Source organism: Desulfoferrobacter suflitae, from assembly GCF_022603395.1.
GTDB classification, from domain to species: domain Bacteria; phylum Desulfobacterota; class Syntrophobacteria; order Syntrophobacterales; family Syntrophobacteraceae; genus Desulfoferrobacter; species Desulfoferrobacter suflitae.
Window position 1 is genome coordinate 120,022 of the sequence record NZ_JAIBKA010000003.1, and the last position, 20,368, is coordinate 140,389.

Below are 20,368 nucleotides of genomic sequence, written 5' to 3' on the forward strand. Positions count from 1 at the left end.
GTTCCATACATTTTTTGCATGTGTGCAGTATTTCCGCTACCCGGACCTGTCGCCCGCTCAGATGATTTCACGCAATAGCTTTTAAGGGAGCAAACGTTCATTTGTGTGACCGCAGCCACTGATGGGTTTCGCTCCGCTTCACCCGTTCTGCATTCAGGGCCAATCGCGCACGGGGTCATGGGCAGGGGTGACGAACAAGCTTCTAGGTCTGGATTTTTGTGTTCAGCTATGGGAAACTGGGCACTGAGATTAACCTGGGAGGAAGCAGCAGTGGAGATGGCAGGCACAGACCGGGAGTTCTTCAATCTTTACAACCACAATTTCGTGCGTGTCTCGGTGGCCGTGCCGCAGGTGCGCGTGGCCGACCCCGACTACAATGCGCTGCAAACCGTTGCTCTAATGGAGCAGGCGGCGACGCAGAAATCCATTCTGACGGTATTTCCCGAACTGGGTCTATCGGCCTATTCCTGCGAGGATCTGTTCCATCAGCAGGCTTTGCTGGACGGCTGCCGGCTCGGCCTCCAGCGGATTGTGGACGCATCCCGCAGGATGAACACCATTGCCGTAGTCGGTCTTCCGCTTCAGGTCGACAGCCTGCTGTTCAACTGTGCGGTGGTGCTCTATCAGGGGAACATCCTCGGTGTGGCGCCGAAGACCTATTTGCCCAATTACCGTGAATTTTACGAACTGCGACAGTTTACGCCGGGAGATTTCATTGGCGAGCGGCACATCGAACTGTGCGGTCGGTCTAATATCCCCTTCGGGACGAAGCTGTTGTTCCAGGTCGAGGAACAACCGCTGCTCACTTTCTTTGTGGAAATATGCGAGGATCTCTGGGCGCCCGTCCCGCCTTCCTGCTATGCGGCCATGGCGGGAGCCGCGGTGCTCATCAATCAGTCCGCCTCGCCGGTGACCATCGGCAAATTCCAATACCGCCGGCAGCTGGCGGGGGGCCAATCGAGCCGGTGTCTGGCGGCCTATCTTTACAGTGAAGCGGGATTTGGCGAATCCACGACCGACCTGGCCTGGGACGGGCAGGGGATGATCTATGAAAACGGGACCCTTTTGCAGGAAACCGAGCGGTACAACTATGGCTCTCAGATTGTCAGCGCTGATCTCGATCTGGACCGGCTGCGGCAGGATCGCATGCGCCAGAACAGCTTTGCCCAGGCGGTGGCGCGCCATCGCCAAGTTTTGGCCGATTATCGAACCATCCGTTTTTCGGTGGATCTTCCTGCTGCCGGTCGGCTGCCGCTGCAGCGCATTTACGAGCGGTTCCCCTACGTTCCCAGTAATCCGGAAACGCGCGATGAGCGCTGCCGTGAAGTGTATGAAATTCAAGTGCAGGGTCTGGTCAAGCGGCTGCAGGCCATCAGCGCGGATAAGGTGGTCATCGGCGTATCCGGCGGTCTGGATTCCACGCAGGCACTTATGGTCTGCGCTCGAGCCATGGACCTCATGGGACTGCCGCGCAGCCACATTATCGCCTGCACCTTGCCGGGATTTGCCACCAGCGAGCGCACCCTGAGCCAGGCTCGCCGCTTGATCAGGGCCGTCGGGTGCAGCGCATTTGAAATGGACATCCGCCCCAGCTGCATGCAGATGCTGCAGGATATCGGACATCCCTATGCCGAAGGCAAAGCGGTATACGACATCACCTTCGAAAATGTGCAGGCGGGTGAAAGGACCAGTCATCTGTTCCGGCTGGCCAACCTGCATAACGCCCCGGTGGTGGGCACCAGCGATCTGAGTGAACTGGCGCTGGGGTGGAGCACTTACGGGGTGGGGGATCACATGGCCCACTACCATGTGAACGCCAGTGTTCCCAAGACTCTTATTCAATACCTGATCCGCTGGGTTGCCGGGGGAAATCAACTGGGCAGCGAGGCGAGCGCCGTGCTGAACGAGGTCCTCGAGACGGAAATCAGCCCGGAGCTCATTCCGGGCGAAGCGCCGGGGGATCAACCCGCACAGCGCTCGGAAGCAGTGGTCGGTCCTTATGAGCTGCAGGACTTCGTCCTCTATTACACCGTGCGCTTCGGTTATCTGCCGTCGAAGACGGCCTTTCTTGCCTGGCACGCCTGGCACGACAAGACGTCCGGCAATTGGCCCGACATTCCCGAGGCAAAACGGAACGAGTACGGGATCGCCGCCATAAAACAATGGCTGCGGGTGTTTGTTGAGCGGTTTTTCAAGCAAAGCCAGTACAAGCGCAGCGCCATTCCCAACGCGCCCAAGGTGGGTTCCGGCGGGTCTTTGTCGCCGCGCGGGGACTACCGCGCTCCAAGCGACAGCGAAGCGGCCGTGTGGCTGACCCAGGTGCAGCGTATTCCCGACGGCGAGGCCGAGTAGCAGCCGGGATGGAGCTGATCAAAAAAGCGGTTGAGAGAACATATTGACGGATTCAGGCTGTTTTTGCCGGCTCTCAAAGTGGAGCCGGAAAACCGGCAAAAACGGTAAAAAATGCAGGAGTGACCATCATGGGTGAAATTGGTTTCGAACGCCGACAGCAGACGGCACGTTTTCACAATCCCCTGAAAGGCGGAGAAGTGGATGAACAGGAAATCGAAGTGCGTGTCGATCCGCTGATGCGGCACCAGAGTATTTTCAACGCGGCGCTTTCGGACAAAACCTCCATCCTGTTTCCTCCCACCGATAAAGAATATCTGGAACAACGCGCGGAGGAGACAAAGCCCCAGTGTTTCCTGTGTGACGGCAAGTGGCGGCAGATGACCCCGCACTATCCGCAAACGATTCTCCCTGAAGGACGGTTGGTCAAAAATGATGTGGTGCTGTTTCCCAATCTGTTCCCTCTCGCCGCACACCACGCCGTGGTCATGTTGGGAGATGAGCATTTCCGTCCGTTGAATGAGTTTCCTGCAAGTATGATCGCAGACGCCCTGAGCGTATCTTTGCAATTCATACAGAGGTGTTACCGGGCTGATCCCGGCGCCGTGCATTTCACCATCAATGCCAACTATCTCTTTCCGGCGGGTTCCAGTGTGCTGCATCCGCACCTGCAGATCCTCGGTTCCCCCTTCGCGGGGACGCATGAGCGGACATTGCTGGAAAACAGCCGTCGCTACTTCGAGGAGCAGGGGAGTTGCTACTGGCTGGATCTGGCCGCAACCGAAAAGCGTATGCAGGACCGCTGGCTGGGGGAGTTGCAGGGCACCTGCTGGTTCACCGCATACGCCCCTTTGGGAGTGAATGAAGTCAACGCCATCACGCCCGATGCGCGCACTTTTCTTGACTGGGGCGATGCTGAAATCAACGGCATGGCCCAGGGCATGGCAAAAACCCTGGATACCTATTTCCATCTCGACTTCTCGACATTCAATTTTTCCTGCTACAGTGCTCCGTTGCCCGGAGAAAATCCGGGATTTCGCTGTCTTCTGCGTCTCATCAACCGCCAGAACGTGGCACCCCACTACCGTGCCGATGATTATTACTTCCAGAAGCTGCTGGGCAATGAGATCATCATTCATACTCCGGAGCACCTGGCATCGGTTCTGCGGAAACAGTTTTAAACCTGCCTGAAACTCGGTAAGTGGCCGGAGTTGATGGCCACACTTGAACAGGGTGGCGTAGTGGATCAACCAGCGTATATGCATCCCATTGCTTATCATGAGCGCACCAAGCACAATTTCGGGCGGTTTGCCAAATCGCCGGGTTATATGGACTGGCAAAACCAGCCCAATCCATTTCGCAGTTATGCGGGGTGCGACAGTTTGCCGCTCAAGTTTTTGCAGGAAGATCCTGCAGCCGACTATCGCGATTTGTATCACAGGAAAAACAACCGGCCTCAGCCGTTTTCCATGGATAATGTTGCCGCTTTGCTGGAATTGTCCCTGGGATTGTCCGCCTGGAAGAGTGCCGCCGGCAATCGTTGGTCCCTGCGAATGAATCCTTCCAGCGGCAATCTGCACCCGACCGAATGTCATCTTATCCTGCCGCCGACTTCATCATCGGAGTCGGGACTATTTCATTACAATGCGTTCACGCACTCTTTGGAATTGCGGGCGAGAGTACCCGCCGAGGTTTGGCGGAGAGTCATCCAACATTTCGGGACCGAAGGCTTTCTAATGGCGTTGACCAGCATTTTCTGGCGTGAGTCGTGGAAATACGGAGAGCGTGCTTTTCGCTACTGTAATCACGATGTGGGGCACGCTTTGGCGGCTGTCAGCTTCGCCGCCAACCTGCAGGGCTGGCAGGTCAAGTACTTGAACGCTGTTGCGGACGAGCAAACGGCGACGCTGCTGGGGTTTGACAGGGTCGCGTGGGTGGCCCAGGAAGAGGAGTGTCCGGAGCTTCTCTGCTTTGTCTGCAGCAGCGAGATCGAGGCCGTCCCGCGAGACCTTTCCAGCGACATTGTGACGGGGTTTTCCCATCTTTCCGTCACGGGGAAGCCCAACATTTTGAGTGGGGAAAGAGTTTCCTGGCCAATCATTGAGACGGTCGCCCGTGCCACCCAAAAACCTGCAACGGATGCAACGGTCATCGACTTTGGCCCGCGCGATGCCTGCCGGGAGGTGGTTTCGTCGCTCGGAGCGGCGAGAATCATCCGTCAGAGAAGAAGTGCACTGGCCTTCGCGGGGGAGAAGTCACTGGCGCGGGAACGGTTTTTTGCCCTGCTGGACAGGACTGTTGCGCGCAACCGCCACACGCCGTTTGACGTGGAACTGAGTGCTCCATCCGTGCACTTGATGATTTTTGTCCACAACGTTGAAGGTCTGGAACAGGGCCTGTATTTTTTTGTGCGCAACCCAGCCGATGCCGAGCCCATCCGCTCACTGGCGCGCAAGGAATTCTTGTGGCGGCAGGTGGAGCAAGGCTTGCCGCTCTACCTGCTGCAGACCGGCGATTTCCGGCGGCTCGCCGCAAGAATCAGTTGCGACCAGGAAATAGCCGGCTACGGGGTGTTTTCCCTGGGAATGATCGCCAGGTTCAGGCGCATAATTCGAGAAAACCCCTACCGATATCGGCAGCTTTTCTGGGAAAGCGGGATGCTCGGGCAAATTCTTTACCTGGAAGCGGAAGCGCACGGTTTGCGCGGAACCGGCATCGGTTGCTTCTATGACGACCCGGTCCATGAGATTTTGGGACTGAGCGACAATTCCTATCAGAGCCTCTATCATTTTACCGTGGGCGATCCCATCGAAGACCGTCGCTTGACCACGCATCCTCCCTACATGCATCTGCAGGATCGTCGCTGATGCCCGAGGGGTTAACATGCCGATAAGGGCTCAGGGATTGCATCGTTCTCCCCTGGCCTTCAAAAAGACCCGGGCAAACTGCTGCAGCAACTCGTCGAGGATTTCCCTGATGGCGGTGGGGACGGTTCTGCTGGAACCGTGGCCGAGCACTTCCTCCGACCAAATGTTTGGGTTTTGGAAACTGCCCGCATCGCAGCGCACATGATAGGCCATCGGGTAATCTTCGCCAATCACCCAGACGCGGAAGGTGATGAGGCCTATTTTTTTGTCTCTCAGAGCAATTGCCTCGGCCAGCCTGGAAGCGTCCTGCGACAAGTCCTGGTAGCGAATATTGCAGAAGTGTTCGGTGAATTTTTCGTCCAGGAAGCGTGTCAAAGACTGCTCGCTCAGACCGATCCGTTCCGCATCCCCGACGAGGGCCAGGGATATCAGTCCAAAGCTTTGAATATCTTTAAATAATCCATAGAAAAGATCGAATTCTTCTTCGGTTAAATCCATGGAAACTTTGCTTTGTGCAAGGGCGGGCGGTGTAAGGAAGAGGGGCACAAGCAACAAACCTACCATCCAGATGACTTTCATATAAATCCTCAAAAAACATCAGTAAATGCTGCCGCGAACCAGGAGCCGTGAATGGAAGCCTTCTGTGGAAACCTGTCTGCAGGCTTAGATTCTTGCCGACAATATATCACTAATCATTGTCGGAAGAAATGTCAGAATAGTGGAAAAAACGACGCCTCTTCCACCGGCTCTGTCCTGCGACGGGTATAATCCGGTGCGTAAATTTTCTTGACTTTTGTTTCGTGCTTCCATTAGCTTACACCTTTGTATTTTTCCAGGGCTCAATCGTACCGATTCCCGTCTTGCGGGGTGCCAGCGCATCTTTGGAGAAATACTCACACAAGCATCTGAAATGTGCATTAACGCACGTTTGCTCCATTACGCTCGAATACCGCTAATCATGTTTGAGGAGCTTGTTCGAGAACCCCCTCAAGGGGGAGAGGAATCTGCCGTTTCCGGACAACCTCCTGCTGCCGGACAGCAACGCGAGAAAGGACAGGGAATATGAAAGAGGACGTCGCAAGGGTTCGAACTTTCGCAATCATTTCTCATGGAGGTGCAGGCAAGACCTCTTTGGCTGAGTGCATGTTATTCAATGCAGGGACCACAACCCGCCTCGGCAAAGTGGATGACGGCACGTCCATTCTGGATTACGAGCCCGAGGAAGTGAAACGCAAGATCACCATAAGCACAGCCTTTAATACCTTTGCCTGGAAGAAACATAAATTGACTCTCATTGATACGCCGGGGGATTTCAATTTCATTTCCGAAACGAAGACCTCACTGCAAGGGGCTGACGCAGTTGTCGTGCTGATCGACGCCATCGACGGGGTACGCGTCCAGACCGAAAAAGTCTGGGAATTTGCCGACGAATTAGACCTTCCTCGCATCATATTTATCAGTAAAATGGATCGCGAACGGGCCGACTTTGAGAAAACGGTGGCGGACATCCAAGCCAATTTTGGAGCAGCCTGCGTGCCGGTGCAAGTTCCTGTCGGAGCGGCAGAAAATTTCAAAGGCGTGGTCGACGTTCTGACTCAGAAAGCATACCTCTTCACCCAGGGAGAGAGCGGCAAGTTTGAGGTCCAGGAGGCACCGGCGGATCTTCAGGGTCGGCTGGATCAGTATCGAGAGAGCTTGATCGAGAATGTGGCTGAGTCCAGAGACGAACTGCTGGAGAAATACCTGGAAGAAGGCGAACTGAGTGCTGAAGAGGTGAGAGAGGGATTTCGCGACGCCGTGGTGAGCGGTAAGGTTGTTCCTGTCGTCTGTGGCTCGGGGACGCTCAATGTGGGGATTCAGCTCCTGATGGATCTCATTGTGGAAAGCATGCCGTCGCCCGTGGATCGCGGAGCCAGGAAGGCGAAAGTGCCCGGCACCGATGAAGAGGTGGCGCGCGAACCCGATCCGGGAGCGCCCTTCAGTGCCTTGGTGATAAAGACCATCAGCGACCCCTATGCCGGTCGTCTATCGGTCATGCGCGTTTTTTCCGGCAGCCTGGAAACCGATTCCACCGTTTATAACTCTTCCAAAGAAATTAAGGAACGCTTCGGACAACTGCTGCAGCTCAAGGGCAAAACCCAGGAAAGCATTGAAAGTGCCGGCCCGGGTGACATTGTGGCCGTGGCCAAACTGAAGGAAACGGTTACCGAGGATACCTTGTGCGATGAAAAAAACCCCGTCGTTTATCCTACAGTGGAGCTTCCTCCCGCCATTTACTCGCTGGCCGTTGAACCCAAGAGCAAAGGCGATGAAGAAAAGATATTTTCCTCTCTGTCGCGTCTCATGGAAGAGGATTTGACGCTCAAGCTGGAACGTAATGAAGAGACCAAGGAAATGATTCTGTCCGGCATGGGAGAAATCCACATCGAAACGATTGTAGACAAATTGAAGAGAAAATTCGGCGTGGAGGTCAACCTGAGGCTGCCTAAAGTGCCATACAAGGAAACCATCAAGGGCAAGACGCGCCTGCAAGGCAAATACAAAAAACAATCGGGCGGGCGCGGTCAATACGGTGACTGCTGGATAGAAATGGAGCCGCTGCAGCGCGGGGAGGGCTTCCAATTTGTCGACCGGATCGTTGGAGGAGTAATTCCGCGGCAGTACATTCCGGCTGTGGAAAAAGGCATCATCGAGGCTTCCATGGAAGGGGGACTGGCCGGCTACCCGGTGGTGGACTTCAAGGTGGATCTGGTGGATGGATCCTATCATCCCGTGGATTCTTCCGAAATGGCGTTTAAGATTGCCGGCTCCATGGCCTTCAAGAAGGCTGTGATGGAGGCCAAGCCCACTTTGCTGGAACCGGTCATGCAGCTGGAAATCACGGTTCCCGACGATTGTATGGGAGATGTCATAGGCGATCTGAATTCCCGCCGTGGCCGCGTTCTGGGCATGGACACCCAGGGCAAGAAACAGATCATTCGTGCCAACGTACCGCTGGCGGAAGTGTTGAAGTACGCGCCGGACTTGCGTTCCATGACCGCCGGGCGAGGCATGTACACCATGAAATTTTCTCATTACGAGGAAGTTCCCGGGCCATTGCAGGAGAAGATCATCGAGGCGGCCAGGGAGGAGTCGGCGTAAGTGCGCCGGCCGGTCGGTGCGCGCAGCAATTCGTTTCATGTAACATCGAGGGCGGCCCGTGTGAGTCTCTTGCCCGCTTGCCGCGCAGCCCCCTCGATGAACACCAACCTTTGAATGAGACCGCCGGGCGGGATTGCCGATGACAATCCCGCCCTTTGTGCTTGTGCCTCAAGCTGGCATGGATGGCGGTAATAGTCTCCAGGAGGCTGCCTGGTCAGGAACGGCAATGGATCAAATAGAATTGAAGGAACCGGAAGAAACGCTATTCCAGAAAGTCCAGAGAATGTCCACCGCCGAAAAGGTTCGTTTTGCTTCCCGCGGTGATAAGGAAGTGCGCAGCCTCTTGATCAGAGATGGGGAGCGCACCATACAAATGGCTGTTGTCAACAATCCCCGCATATCCGACGGGGAAATCGTCTCCATTGCACATTCCCGGAACATTCATGAGGATGTGTTGCGCAAAATCGCAGCCAGCAGGGAATGGATCAAGCTCTATCCGGTGAGGGTCGCGCTTGTGCAGAATCCCAAAACGCCCATGACCATCGCCCTCAGGCTGCTGCAAACACTTATGCAGAAAGATTTAAGGGCCATCGGCAAGAGCAAGAACGTACCCAATGCCATTGCCCGTGCGGCCCTGCGGTCACTGAACAGGAGCGAGTGACTATGACGTTCTCCAACTCCGCACCCTCGATCCTGGAGCAGGGTCGGTCAGCGTTTGCGCGGTCGGTGGCCATCATTACGGTGAGCGACAAGGGCGCTGCAGGGCAGAGGCATGATGTTTCCGGCGAGGTTTTGGCCGAACGTTTGGCTGCCGCAGGCTATGACGTGCGGCATCGGGCCGTGGTGCCGGATGAGATGGAAGGAATAGCGCAGGAGCTGCGCAAGTATACGGATGAAAAACGGGTGGCACTGATTGTAACGACCGGAGGAACCGGGGTGTCCCCTCGAGATGTCACTCCTGAGGCCACGCTTATGGTGGTGACCCGCACCGTGCCCGGCATGGCTGAGGCCATGCGGGCCGCAAGCACGGCCAAGACTCCTCACGCCATGCTGTCACGAGCCGTTGCGGGAATTCGAGGCGCCACGCTCATCATCAATTTGCCCGGCAGTCCCAAAGGGGCGTTGGAAAACCTTACCGTACTGCTGCCCGCGATACCGCATGCGTTGGATAAGATCCAGGGTGACCCCGCGGAATGCGCATCGCACTGAACCAAACCTCGAAATCGGAATGTGGCCATTCCTGTTTCGCGTCCATCCCCGCGGGGCCGCACCGGTCGAGAAGCCTTCCGGCTACTCCACTTCTTCAGGCTGCTCGGAGCCAAGTGCCGCTCTCTTGGCTGAGTAGTTTTCTTTGATCTCGGCTTTTTTGCTCAAGTAATTGTTCCGGATGTTTTCGATGGACTCGTCCACCTGAAACACTCCGGATTCAGTCTCCTCAATGATTTTGAGCTCCTGCTGCACTGCCGGCATGTTTTTCCAGTCGGATGTGTCCCCTTGCTTGTAGAGCGAATAGATTTCCGCACCCAATCCACTGTAAGCCTTTTCCATTTTTTTCTGAGCACCGGCTCGTTTCATCTTTTGCAACTGCACATTGACCAGCTTGAGTGTCCATTGAACTGCGGTGTATCCGTACTGCATTACAAAGTAGCCGGATTTTTTCAGCAGTGCACCAGCCTGTCCTAAAATTCCACCCATGTTTCACTCTCCTTCCGTTGGATCCAATCCTAGAGAACCCATCCCAGTGTGTCGTTCAGCCGCTTCAACATGCGCTCTGGATGACTGCCCGGCCAATAGATTCTGCGGCAGCCCGGGCACTGAAAAAAGGTGCTTTGTGTCTCGAAAACATAATCAGGCACCAATCCAAAAGCATGTTCATGTGGAAGTTCTTCCAGCAAGTCGTTGCACAGGGTACAGCGCTTCAGGAAGCGAACCTCATCGGCTGTTATGGAAACCTGGGATACCACCTCTTGCAGCTGCTGCATCGGATCATTGGCAGCGATGCACAAGACTCCGGGGTAGTTGCCCCAGCGTCGATTCCTGGTAACCACGCAAAACCTTCGTGCGAGGTAGAATTCCAATTGAGCCGGCCGCGTCAAATGAATGTTACATGTATCGAAGCCGAGAGCACGCAGCCATTTTGCCATCTTTCCCAGCATGACATCAACCACAAAGCGCCTTTCGGGTTCTGCTATCGGCTGCATCGTCAGTAATCGAGCTTTACTTTGCGCACGCCGCTCGGAAAAGGCAGTTTGAACAGCGCGGGTTGTATCTGGCGGTTGGTTTGCATATGCGAGATGTCTGCTTCCATTTGCCAGTCCGACGAGAGAAACCGGATCTTGCCGGGTGTGTGTGCATGACCTATATCGACCGCGGGCGTGTAGGTTATGCTGTAGTCCCCTCGACGACTCTTAACCGTGATCGTTTGCAGCGCCGCCGGTTGCGCCAGAAACTGCCAGACCATCTGCACGCCGTCTGCGGGCAGGTATGCGTCAGCGGACCAGCCGGAGGGGGTGCGCTGTATTCGCCAAGCATCCAGTTGATACGGCGAAACGGATGCCGTCAAGCTGTAGCCGAAAAGCTGCAGCGGGATGGAAACTCCCAGAAAATGGCGGACCAGGTTTTCCGCCCGCTGGGCAACGTAGACCACCTTTTCAGAAGGGATCCACAGGCGCGACTCCCTTTCGTTGGCGGTCAGAACCCCGGCGGTTTGCCCCCATGTGGTGTAGGCTTCGAGTCTGAACTGGTTCGGCAGGCGGGACACAACCACCGACTGAAAGCGAAATTTGCCTTTTGCGCTTTCACCCTTGATCATGAGCCTGGCCTGGTAGTCTTTCCATTGCGCCGAGCGGAAGCGCAGTTTGGACAGCAGTTCCTGGGTCGAGATGGGAGCGGGTTTTTCGATCACTTCCGGGCGGCGGGCGCAGCCGCCATTCCAGACCGTCAGCATGGCAACAACGAAAAATACGCAGAATAAAGATTTCATGGAATGGCATTCAATTTTTTCTGGACTTCGTCCGGTTCACTGTGTTCGAATTTGAGTGCTTTTTCATAGGCTTCCCTGGCCTTATCCTTCTCGTTCAGCCGTAAATATATATCCCCCAGGTGCTCCTGGATCACGGGGTCCTGGGGCACCCGCTGGACGGCATCGAGCATGATTTCCAGTGCTTCCCGATAGCGCCCCTGCTTGAAGTAAACCCAGGCGAGGCTGTCCATGATGTAACCGTCATCCGGTTCCGCTTCGAGTGCCTTCAGCACCAGTTCTTCAGCCTCCCGCAGATTGATTCCCAGCTCTGCATAGGTGTAGCCCATGTAGTTCAAGGCGCTGGCGTTGCGCGGCTCAATCGTTAGAATCTCCTGCATCTGCTCCATGGCCTCTTGCTTGCGATCCATTTTGTCCAGGATGATGCCTTTGCGAAACAGCAGGTCGACATCCTGGGGAGCCTTTTCGAGCCCCTGTTCGACTACTTCGATGGCCCTGTCGAACTCCTGCTGCTCTTCGTAAATGATGGCCAGGTAAAGGTAATAGTCGGAGATTTCGGGCTGTTTTTCGATGGCCGCCGTCAGGACTTCGATGCTGCCCGCATAATCTTTGGCCCGGGCGAAGGTGAGCGCCAGACGGATCTGGGTCGCACTCCACAAGGGGCTGTTGCGTGGAATAAGTCGGAAGTTGAGAATTGCCTGCTTTATTTCCCCGCGTTCTTCGTAAGTCGAGGCGAGATAATACAGGGCCTGGTCATACTGGGGCTGTTCCTTCAGAAGGTAAGTGAAGTCCTCGATGGCATCGTCATATTTTTTTTGCTGAAAATGGATGATTCCGATTTTGAGACGGCTTTCCAGGTCTTTCCTGTTGACCTTGACGAGTTGCCCGAACTGTTCCAGGGCTTCGTCCAGCCTGCCCTCGCGCATGTACAGATTGCCCAGCCTGGTGTGTGCCTGCACACTGGTGGGGTTGAAAATCAATATTTCCAGATAGGTCTCTTCGGCTTCCATCGTTCGGTCGGACACTTCATAGATGTAGGCAAGATCCAGCAGTGCGTTTTCAAATGCGGGATCCAGATCGAGCGCCTCCCTGTAGACCGCCTCCGCCTGATCGTAGTATTTCATGTCCAGAAAGACGCGCCCCTTGTAGTAGAGGGCCACCGGATTGTCGGGCAGAAGATCCTGAAGGCGATTAAACATTTCGATGGCTTCGGTGAACCGGCCTTTTTGAGCGTACAGGGTGCCCAGCAGGAGGTAGACGTTTTCATTGGACGGGTTGAGCTGAATGACTCGATTATACGAAGCGATGGCTTTGTCGTTCCGCCCGAGCTCTGCATAGAGCTGTCCCATGAGCATGTAGGCGGCTTCATACCGGGCATCGATGCGCGTAGCCTTTTCCACCAGGCTCAGGGCCTGTTCAATCTTGCCCTGGCGTACGTAGAGGGATGACAGTTCGGTCAGGAGTTGCGGTGATTCGGGATCATCCTGTAAAGCGCGGGCGTATGCCTCGATGGCCTCTTCGATCTGGTTGACGCGCAAATAATGTTGCGCTAACAGATATTCGTAATATACTTCGGCGCGTGGTAACGGTGGTGTAGCTACGTTCAACTTCACGGGATTGTTGTCCGCGGTAGCGCAGCTGCTCAGGATCAGCAGTAAACAGAGTAGGGAGCATCGCAAGCTTTGGCAGCACATGGTCGTCCTTGTAGAGCATAAGGAACAAAGAATATTAAAAAAACGCCGAGTATAGAATCTTGCTCACCTAGCATATTTGCTGGGTTCAGTCAATTATTTCGCATTTTTCGATAAGGGCTTCAAACACTATATTTCAAACAATGCAATAAATTTTTTCAGCTACTGCGTGAGTGCCATCGACAGGGTTGGAGAGAGGGTTCAGTGAGAGACTACCCAAAGTTGCGTTATGGTCTGGAAGCTTTTCCCGTAGAGCATGAAGGGCAGAAAATGGTTCTGCTGCGGGATCGCATTGGCTTTTCACCAGCCCCGCTGCTGGTTTCCCCGATCCTGGCGGAATTGCTGCTGCGCATGGATGGAAACAATTCCCTGCGCGACCTGCAGACGCATTATATGCGCAGGACCGGTGAGCTTCTTTTTTCCGAAAAGATCGAAGCCGTGCTGGATATGCTGGATAAGCATTTTTTCCTTGAAAATGAGCGATTTTTGCAGCGCGCCGGTGAGGAGGTCGGGCGTTACCTGCAGGATCCGGTACGTAGAATGCAATACGCAGGAAAAAGCTATCCGGCTGATGCGCACGAGCTGATGCAACAACTGCAGGGCTTTTTCAGCTGTGCCTGCGGTGGGCCGGGTACGCCTGCGGTCGGCACGGATGAACGCAGTCTGGTTGGTTTGGTGGCGCCGCACATCGACCTGCAGGCGGGTGGTCCGTGTTTCGCCCATGCCTACAAGGCACTGCTGGAAGCGAAAACGCCACCCACCACCTGGGTCATTCTCGGGACCGGCCACGAACCCATTGAGAACTTCTTTGCCGTGACGCCCAAGGATTTCGAAACGCCTCTTGGGATGGTCAAACATGATGCGGACTTTTGCGCTGCATTGACAAGACTGGCTCCATGCGACCTGAGGGCGGGCGAATACAGCCATCACAGAGAGCATGCCATAGAATTTCAGGCGGTTTTTCTGGCATTCAGTCAGCCGGGGGCAAGCATCGTTCCGCTGCTCTGTTCATTTTCCCTGGAGGACTGGGATTCGCGCCAGGAATATATTGACTCGACAGCGAACCTGCTGAAAGAACTTGCGGTGGCCCGGGCAGGCCGAGTCGGCTTCATTGCCAGTGTGGATTTGGCCCACATCGGCCCGCGCTACGGTGATCGATTTCGGCCCCATGAGGGGACCCTGGCCCAGCACCTGAGGGCGGATCTGGAGTTGCTTAAATGTCTTGAAGCATGCGATGCCCGGCAGTTCATTCAAATTCTTCGGCGGGAGAGAAATCAGAGGCGGATTTGCGGGCTGGCTCCATTATATGTTCTGGCCAGGATTCTTGCCGGCCGTGCCATGGGGAAGCTGCTGGATCACAGCCATGTGACCGTGGATCAGGATAATTCCCTGGTCACTTTTGCCGGCATGGCATTTTACGCAACGGAGGCGTAGGAGCTGGTCCGAGGAGTCATCCTCTCACCCCAACCCTCTCGTTCGAGGGAGAGGGTTGCGGCAGGCAGGCTCCTAGCGAAAATCCGCATACAAGGAACCGATGGAAATGCCCGCGACGGTTTTCCCCTGATACCGCTCCTGCAGGTTGTTCATGGCCTCTTCCAGCTGTCTTGAGGTGATCCCTGAACTGGCCGACACGTACGCTTCCAGGTACGCTGCCAGATCGTCTGCCAGGCGGATGTATTCCCCGTCGATTGGATCGTACCGGTCGGCGTTGTAGCCCTGGTTGATGGCTTCACTGCCGATGCTTTGGATCGCGCCGTCCAGGCGCACCCTGCTTTGGAATTCGTCGCGTGTGAAATACTTCATCTCGTCGCGCCAGCTTGCCTCGATCAAGGGAAAGATCTCTTGCTCGGCCAGCTCTTCCTCAATTTTACTGATCACTTCAGGCATCCCCTGAACCGAGCGTTTGATGGGCGAGAGGATATCGCGCGTGACCACTTCCGGCAAATCGTGGAATAGAGCTCCAAAAAAATCATTGTAGACGCGTTTCGGGCAGGGTGCGGCCTCCTGGCAAAACATATAGCTGAAAATAGCCACCAGCAGCATGTGACCAAGCACCGAGGTTCTGGGTACACGCGGTATTTGTCCCCAGCGGATTTGAAAGCGCAGCTGACCGCACAGGTCAATAAAATCGGAAACTTTTTCCTTGCAAATGATACGGCGCATACCGGCGAGATCCAGGTAAGGCTCGATGCTGTTGTGCATGCTCTTGTCGATCTCTTTCATCTGGTAGCCGTTGGGATGTGCCTCGCGCAGCACCTGAAACTCCCAGAAGCTGGAAAAAAGATGGGCCGCTTCCAGGATCTTACGGGTGAGGTCGGTCTCCTCTTCGGCATGGAACAGGTAGTCCCTCAGGCCCTCCTTGAATGCTCCCGGCAGGGTTGCCAGAAATGTCATGAGCTGATTGTAGACCCATACGTTGAATTCATTGAAGACCTCCGGGTGAGACAATCTTATCTTCCGGTAGACGGGTGATTTGATGTCGGAGGTGATCACGCGTCGCAGGAGCTCAAAAATCCCGCCCTCGATGATCTTTCCCCAGGCCACAGGCCGGCCCTTGCTTTCCTCATATTTGCCAAGGCAATAGGCAATGATCATCTTGTGGGCGTGTTTATCCATCTCCGTCAATTCGACGGGGCGCAGCTTGTCGTTCCAGCGCTGAATGGAAAATGCCTCAAAAATTTTCAGTGCCAATGATTTGCGCAGCATGCAACTCCCTCTTCCCCATGGGTGTGTTATAAAATGCCGGTGTGATGTCAATCCGGTTCACTTCCCGCCCCGTCTCCCAGCCGCTGGCGTGTGGCCCCAAAACCTCTAACTGGAAGCTTATCCGGGAATGGAAACCGGCGGCGGTCAGGCCAGCTCGGGGGGGAAGGCCACCACGTGGTCCAAGTGATCGGCACCGCTCAGCAGCATGATCAGCCGATCGACTCCCAGTGCAACCCCGGCGCAAGGCGGCAGGAATTCAAGGCTTTTCAGGAACCGTTCGGGCAGCGGATAAACGGGATGGCCGGCGCAGCGGCGCTGTTCCATGCTCTGCAGGAACCGCCGGCGCTGTTCCCGGGCATCGACGAGCTCGCTGAAGCCGTTGGCCAGTTCGATCCCCGCCCAGTACAGTTCAAATCTTTCGGCCACCGTGGGGTCGTTGGGCTTGGAGCGAGCCAGAGCCGCCTGATAAATCGGGTAGTCGTACAGGATGCAGGGTTGTGGAAAACCAAGCTGAGGTTCCACCTTGTCGACCAGGTCCACATCGAACCGATCCGGCTCATGGCTCGCCGCCGGGTCCCAGCCGGCAAATCGCAGAAAAGCCTCGCGCACGCTGTAGTGTTGCCAATCCGTGTCCACCCGCAGGGGTCTATTGTTATAGTGCAGATTGGCGCAGCGATCGATCGCCGCACAGACATGCCTGAGCAGGTTATGGCAATCTTTCATGAGTGCGTGGTAGTCGCTTTCCAGTCGATACCATTCCAGCATGATGAATTCGGGATGGTGCAACCTGCCCCTCTCGCCTTTGCGGAAAGCGGGAGCCATCTGAAATATTCGTTCATATCCGGAGGCGAGCAAACGCTTCATGTATAATTCCGGACTGGTGCTTAAAAACCAGCCGTCCGCCGGAACGGCGTCGATGTGCGGTTCGGGAGCCGGGGCCGGGGTACGCAGTGGGGTTTGGATTTCGATAAAATCGTCATCCAGGAAAAAGGCGCGTATCGCCTGCAGGGCGGCGCTGCGCAGTTCCAGGAACGGCCGTTTGCCGGCAAGCATGGTGCGTTCCGCCATGGGCCGGTTATTTCACCCTTTCCACATACGAGCCGCTGCGCGTATCGACTTTGAGCAGTTCCCCTTCTTCGATAAAAAGCGGCACCTGAATGACAAAGCCGGTTTCCAGGGTCACCGGCTTGGTGGCACCCGCGGCGGTGTCGCCCTTGATGCCGGGGTCGGCCTGAACCACTTTGAGTTCAACAAAATTCGGCAGACTGATGCCGATGGGTCTGCCCTGAAACAGGAGCATGTCGACGACCAGATTTTCCGTGAGATAATTGATGGCATCGCCGACGTGCTCTTCCAGCAACTCGATCTGTTCGTAGCTGCTGGTATTCATGAAGGTGTAGCGGCTGCCGTCTTTGTACAGGAACTCCATCGACTGTTCTTCGAGATCGGCGGCGTTGAACTTGTCTCCTGAGCGGTAGGTGCGATCAAATTGCGCTCCTGTAATCATGTTCTTGAGACGGCAGCGATACAATGCCTGTCCCTTACCCGGCTTGGAAAATTCAAAATCCACTACCAGGTAGGGTTCTCCATCAATTTCCAGTTTCAAACCTTTGCGCAAATCACTTGCTGTCAGCACCGCTCCCATACATTATCCTTTCTTTCAGATTGATTAACCCAATCAAAAATTCTATTGTAATGAAATAAACGGCCAACGGTCAACATCCTTCAGCCCTTGCGCGAGGGCAGGTGCCGTGCTTGCAGGCGGCAAAAATGGTGGACAGTCTGTATTGGGAACCGGTGTTTGGGGGAAGTCTAAAAAGGAGGCAGGCTAGATGAGCGAGATTATTTCAGTGCGCGCCAGGGAGGTTCTGGATTCGCGCGGCAATCCAACGGTAGAGGCTGACGTTTATTTGGATACCGGCTTCAAGGGCAGCGCCATCGTACCTTCCGGAGCCTCAACCGGATCGCGCGAGGCGCTCGAACTGCGCGACGGAGATTCGAAGCGCTATCTGGGTAAAGGTGTGCTGCAGGCAGTGAACAACATCAACGACATCATCGCACCGCAGATTCTGGGATTCGACGTGCGGGACCAGGTCGCCCTGGACCGATTTCTCATCGGCCTGGACGGTACCGACAACAAGGCTCGACTGGGTGCCAACGCCATCCTCGCCGTGAGCATGGCGGCCGCCAGGGCGGCTGCCAGTGAAGCCGATTTGCCGTTGTACCGCTACCTCGGAGGCGTTGCCGCGTGCGTCCTGCCGGTCCCCATGATGAATGTGTTAAATGGCGGGGCTCATGCCGACAACAATGTCGATATTCAGGAATTCATGATTGTTCCGGCCGGTGCCGGCTCTTTTCGGGACGCGTTGCGGATGGGTGCGGAAACCTTTCATCACTTGAAAAAAGTTTTGAAGTCAAAAGGTCTCAACACTTCTGTGGGTGACGAAGGGGGCTTCGCCCCCAGTCTCGGTTCCAACGAGGAGGCGCTGGAAGCCCTCATGCAGGGCATCGAGGCGGCGGGATACAGACCGGGAGAGGACATCCATATCGCACTGGATGCTGCAGCCAGCGAGTTTTTCACCGAGGGAGACTACACCCTGGGGGCCGAGGAAAAACCCAGAAAAAGCCCGGCAGAGCTGATCGATCTCTATGAATCATGGACTACCCGGTATCCGTTGATTTCACTGGAAGATGGCATGGCTGAAGGGGATTGGGACGGATGGAAGGCCTTGACCGAGCGACTGGGGAAAAAGGTGCAAATTGTGGGTGACGACCTGTTTGTTACCAATACCAAAATCTTGGCTGAGGGAATCGCCAAAGGCGTAGCCAACAGTATCCTCATCAAGCTCAACCAGATCGGAACCGTCAGCGAGACCATGGAAGCCATCAATATGGCGTTCAAGGCGGGGTATACCGCGGTGGTGTCGCACCGTTCGGGAGAAACCGAGGATACCACCATAGCGGATTTGGCGGTGGCGGCTGGAACAGGGCAGATCAAGACGGGTTCTCTGTCGAGGACAGACCGGGTTGCCAAATACAATCAATTGCTGCGGATTGAGGAGGAGCTCGGGGATGCGGCGCAATATGCGGGTTTGAAAGCATTCAAAGGCGGAGCCCGAGATTAACCCGATACGAGACGATCCAGAAATTTGAGGGGGATGTATATGACGGAACTGGAAAGGCTTATCGACCGCATCATTGACCGAGTAAACATCAATCTTCGCGAGCCGGCCTTTGACGTCGGTCCGTATGTGAGGGGCCTGATTCCTCTCGAACAGTTTGCCAGGTTCTACGCTTTTTACGGGCTCACGCTCCATCATCCGCTGCATTTTCATTTCAAGCACTCCAGCCTGGCCGGGAGTTACTTTCTCGGGAAATGCATTGTCGATCATTCGGTCCTCTATAAGAGTGACATTCGCGGAGATGAACTGAAAGCCCAGGGCGAAATCTTTCCCTTTCAGGGACTGGAAATTCCTCTGCACGACGATGAGGTGATTCGCATCAAGGACAGTATTCTGATCAAGAACCTGGTGCACAACAACTCGCATGACCCGGAAAGCCCCGAGGAATTCCTCATTCAGAACACGGTATCCATGCATTACGCCAATATCCATGGGGCTCCCGTCGAAGGCAGCTTCCTCGGTCCCTTCAGTACGGTGGACCTGACGACGGTGCACGATTGCGTGATCGGCGCCTACGCCTATGTTCAGGTGGGCGAGCTGGCTCACCGCCTGATCGAGCCTGGCCGGGTCTGGATTCGTGCAGGCGATGCCTTTGACTTCAGCTACCTGTTTCCTCCTGAAGTGTTGAAGCGCTACGTCCATATGGAGGTTGGCAAGGCCCCTCAGGGAATCTTCATGGACTTTGTGGAGAGGCGCAAGAATGATTTTGAAAAAGTCTTTCAAGTGGTTCAATCGGAGGCCCCTATTGCCGTACCCAGGGGGGCGTCCCTCAGCAGGTATGCGGTGGTGAAGGGCGATTCCCAGGTGAGTGAAAATGTGCTGGTGGCCCAAAGGGCTTACCTGGAAGATGCCTTTTTGGGCAGAGGCTCCAACGCCCAGGAAAACTGCTATATTGTCGCATCGCGGTTGGAAGGGGAAAACATCACGGCGCATGGAGGCAAGATCATCCATAGCTGTCTGGGAAACAAGGTATTCGTCGGCTTCAATTCGTTCTTGCGCGGTAACTCCGGGTGTGATTTACGGATCGGCAGTGGGAGCATTGTGATGCCTCATACCATTATCGATCTTGAAGAGCCGTTGGAAGTGCCCGCGGGGCATCTGCTGTGGGGGCATATTCGCAAGCGGTCGGATCTGGCTGAACACAGCATCTCGCTAGAGCAACTGGCCCGTTGCGACGGCGAGCTGCAAATCGGGACGATGCGCTTCAAAGGGAACGGTTCAGAGTTTGTGCACACCTTTCAGCACAGGCTGGAACATATCCTCGAGGCAAACGGCGCCTATTTTGACGGGGAGGAGAACAGGGGACATGCGCAGAAGGGACGCAACATTTCCTTCAATATCATTCAGCCGCATCCCGAGGGTCCCCTCAAAGGGATTTATCCCACCATCGATATTTCCCCGTAGAGAGCGGGTTTCACGCACTGGCGCGGGAGTTGACCCGGCGCACGGGGT

17 protein-coding genes are annotated in these 20,368 nt (G+C 55.4%); 9 read left to right on the top strand and 8 right to left on the bottom strand.

Annotated features, from left to right (window positions below):
* Window positions 1-276 precede the first annotated feature (276 nt).
* From K1V27_RS06000 to K1V27_RS06010, 3 genes are all read left to right on the top strand, one after another.
* Entirely contained in the window at window positions 277-2,352 is a 2,076-nt protein-coding gene (locus tag K1V27_RS06000) for an NAD(+) synthase (RefSeq protein WP_258928682.1), read from the top strand.
* A 128-nt stretch (window positions 2,353-2,480) separates the two neighbouring features.
* On the top strand, window positions 2,481-3,530 hold the full coding sequence (locus tag K1V27_RS06005; protein ID WP_258928684.1) for a hypothetical protein: 1,050 nt from the start codon (window positions 2,481-2,483) through the stop codon (window positions 3,528-3,530).
* A gap of 33 nt (window positions 3,531-3,563) precedes the next feature.
* Entirely contained in the window at window positions 3,564-5,216 is a 1,653-nt protein-coding gene (locus K1V27_RS06010) for a SagB/ThcOx family dehydrogenase (RefSeq protein WP_258928686.1), read from the top strand.
* A gap of 30 nt (window positions 5,217-5,246) precedes the next feature.
* On the opposite strand, the gene K1V27_RS06015 is transcribed toward K1V27_RS06010, so the two are convergent.
* The gene (locus K1V27_RS06015; RefSeq protein WP_258928687.1) at window positions 5,247-5,795 is read right to left on the bottom strand and encodes a hypothetical protein; all 549 of its coding nucleotides are present in this window, start codon (window positions 5,793-5,795) and stop codon (window positions 5,247-5,249) included.
* Between the two features lie 483 nt (window positions 5,796-6,278).
* On the opposite strand from K1V27_RS06015, the gene fusA reads away from it, so the two are divergent.
* The 3 genes from fusA (at window position 6,279) to K1V27_RS06030 (ending at window position 9,566) form a co-directional block, all read left to right on the top strand.
* A complete protein-coding gene (gene fusA, locus K1V27_RS06020) occupies window positions 6,279-8,357 on the top strand; it encodes an elongation factor G (RefSeq protein ID WP_258928688.1) in 2,079 nt (692 codons plus the stop codon).
* Between the two features lie 226 nt (window positions 8,358-8,583).
* Window positions 8,584-9,018: a hypothetical protein gene (locus tag K1V27_RS06025; protein WP_258928689.1), complete on the top strand. Its 435-nt coding sequence runs from the start codon at window positions 8,584-8,586 to the stop codon at window positions 9,016-9,018.
* 2 nt (window positions 9,019-9,020) lie between these two features.
* Window positions 9,021-9,566, top strand: a complete 546-nt coding sequence (locus tag K1V27_RS06030; protein WP_258928690.1) for a MogA/MoaB family molybdenum cofactor biosynthesis protein — start codon at window positions 9,021-9,023, stop codon at window positions 9,564-9,566.
* Between the two features lie 81 nt (window positions 9,567-9,647).
* On the opposite strand, the gene K1V27_RS06035 is transcribed toward K1V27_RS06030, so the two are convergent.
* Genes K1V27_RS06035 through K1V27_RS06050 form a run of 4 tightly spaced genes read right to left on the bottom strand, consistent with a single transcriptional unit; the run spans window position 9,648 to window position 12,950 of the window.
* Complete coding sequence (locus tag K1V27_RS06035; RefSeq protein ID WP_258928691.1) at window positions 9,648-10,052, bottom strand: hypothetical protein; 405 nt, start codon at window positions 10,050-10,052, stop codon at window positions 9,648-9,650.
* Between the two features lie 29 nt (window positions 10,053-10,081).
* The gene (locus K1V27_RS06040) at window positions 10,082-10,558 is read right to left on the bottom strand and encodes a Mut7-C RNAse domain-containing protein (protein ID WP_258928692.1); all 477 of its coding nucleotides are present in this window, start codon (window positions 10,556-10,558) and stop codon (window positions 10,082-10,084) included.
* A 2-nt stretch (window positions 10,559-10,560) separates the two neighbouring features.
* Window positions 10,561-11,340, bottom strand: a complete 780-nt coding sequence (locus K1V27_RS06045; protein ID WP_258928693.1) for a lipoprotein insertase outer membrane protein LolB — start codon at window positions 11,338-11,340, stop codon at window positions 10,561-10,563.
* Window positions 11,337-12,950: a tetratricopeptide repeat protein gene (locus K1V27_RS06050; RefSeq protein WP_258928694.1), complete on the bottom strand. Its 1,614-nt coding sequence runs from the start codon at window positions 12,948-12,950 to the stop codon at window positions 11,337-11,339. Before K1V27_RS06050 ends, K1V27_RS06045 begins: the two co-directional genes overlap by 4 nt.
* Window positions 12,951-13,232: 282 nt before the next feature.
* Here K1V27_RS06050 and amrB point away from each other — a divergent pair, with 282 nt between their 5' ends.
* Window positions 13,233-14,462 carry an AmmeMemoRadiSam system protein B gene (amrB, locus tag K1V27_RS06055; protein ID WP_258928695.1) on the top strand — a complete coding sequence of 410 codons (1,230 nt, stop codon included), beginning with the start codon at window positions 13,233-13,235 and terminating at the stop codon, window positions 14,460-14,462.
* A gap of 72 nt (window positions 14,463-14,534) precedes the next feature.
* Here amrB and K1V27_RS06060 read toward each other — a convergent pair whose 3' ends face one another.
* The 3 genes from K1V27_RS06060 to efp form a co-directional block, all read right to left on the bottom strand.
* Window positions 14,535-15,734: an HD domain-containing protein gene (locus K1V27_RS06060; RefSeq protein WP_258928696.1), complete on the bottom strand. Its 1,200-nt coding sequence runs from the start codon at window positions 15,732-15,734 to the stop codon at window positions 14,535-14,537.
* A 144-nt stretch (window positions 15,735-15,878) separates the two neighbouring features.
* Window positions 15,879-16,802: an EF-P lysine aminoacylase EpmA gene (gene epmA, locus K1V27_RS06065; protein WP_258928697.1), complete on the bottom strand. Its 924-nt coding sequence runs from the start codon at window positions 16,800-16,802 to the stop codon at window positions 15,879-15,881.
* A gap of 7 nt (window positions 16,803-16,809) precedes the next feature.
* A complete protein-coding gene (efp, locus tag K1V27_RS06070) occupies window positions 16,810-17,370 on the bottom strand; it encodes an elongation factor P (RefSeq protein WP_353740540.1) in 561 nt (186 codons plus the stop codon).
* A 196-nt stretch (window positions 17,371-17,566) separates the two neighbouring features.
* On the opposite strand from efp, the gene eno reads away from it, so the two are divergent.
* Window positions 17,567-18,859 carry a phosphopyruvate hydratase gene (gene eno, locus K1V27_RS06075; RefSeq protein ID WP_258928700.1) on the top strand — a complete coding sequence of 431 codons (1,293 nt, stop codon included), beginning with the start codon at window positions 17,567-17,569 and terminating at the stop codon, window positions 18,857-18,859.
* 39 nt (window positions 18,860-18,898) lie between these two features.
* On the top strand, window positions 18,899-20,320 hold the full coding sequence (locus K1V27_RS06080; protein WP_258928701.1) for a hypothetical protein: 1,422 nt from the start codon (window positions 18,899-18,901) through the stop codon (window positions 20,318-20,320).
* Window positions 20,321-20,368 lie beyond the last annotated feature (48 nt).

What these genes read in the sequence shown, in the direction of transcription:
- K1V27_RS06000 (WP_258928682.1), top strand. Translation starts at nt 277, where the DNA reads ATGGCAGGCACAGACCGGGAGTTCTTCAATCTTTACAACCACAATTTC.
- K1V27_RS06005 (WP_258928684.1), top strand. Translation starts at nt 2,481, where the DNA reads ATGGGTGAAATTGGTTTCGAACGCCGACAGCAGACGGCACGTTTTCAC.
- K1V27_RS06010 (WP_258928686.1), top strand. Translation starts at nt 3,564, where the DNA reads ATGGCCACACTTGAACAGGGTGGCGTAGTGGATCAACCAGCGTATATG.
- K1V27_RS06015 (WP_258928687.1), bottom strand. Translation starts at nt 5,795, where the DNA reads ATGAAAGTCATCTGGATGGTAGGTTTGTTGCTTGTGCCCCTCTTCCTT.
- fusA (WP_258928688.1), top strand. Translation starts at nt 6,279, where the DNA reads ATGAAAGAGGACGTCGCAAGGGTTCGAACTTTCGCAATCATTTCTCAT.
- K1V27_RS06025 (WP_258928689.1), top strand. Translation starts at nt 8,584, where the DNA reads ATGGATCAAATAGAATTGAAGGAACCGGAAGAAACGCTATTCCAGAAA.
- K1V27_RS06030 (WP_258928690.1), top strand. Translation starts at nt 9,021, where the DNA reads ATGACGTTCTCCAACTCCGCACCCTCGATCCTGGAGCAGGGTCGGTCA.
- K1V27_RS06035 (WP_258928691.1), bottom strand. Translation starts at nt 10,052, where the DNA reads ATGGGTGGAATTTTAGGACAGGCTGGTGCACTGCTGAAAAAATCCGGC.
- K1V27_RS06040 (WP_258928692.1), bottom strand. Translation starts at nt 10,558, where the DNA reads ATGCAGCCGATAGCAGAACCCGAAAGGCGCTTTGTGGTTGATGTCATG.
- K1V27_RS06045 (WP_258928693.1), bottom strand. Translation starts at nt 11,340, where the DNA reads ATGAAATCTTTATTCTGCGTATTTTTCGTTGTTGCCATGCTGACGGTC.
- K1V27_RS06060 (WP_258928696.1), bottom strand. Translation starts at nt 15,734, where the DNA reads ATGCTGCGCAAATCATTGGCACTGAAAATTTTTGAGGCATTTTCCATT.
- epmA (WP_258928697.1), bottom strand. Translation starts at nt 16,802, where the DNA reads ATGGCGGAACGCACCATGCTTGCCGGCAAACGGCCGTTCCTGGAACTG.
- eno (WP_258928700.1), top strand. Translation starts at nt 17,567, where the DNA reads ATGAGCGAGATTATTTCAGTGCGCGCCAGGGAGGTTCTGGATTCGCGC.
- K1V27_RS06080 (WP_258928701.1), top strand. Translation starts at nt 18,899, where the DNA reads ATGACGGAACTGGAAAGGCTTATCGACCGCATCATTGACCGAGTAAAC.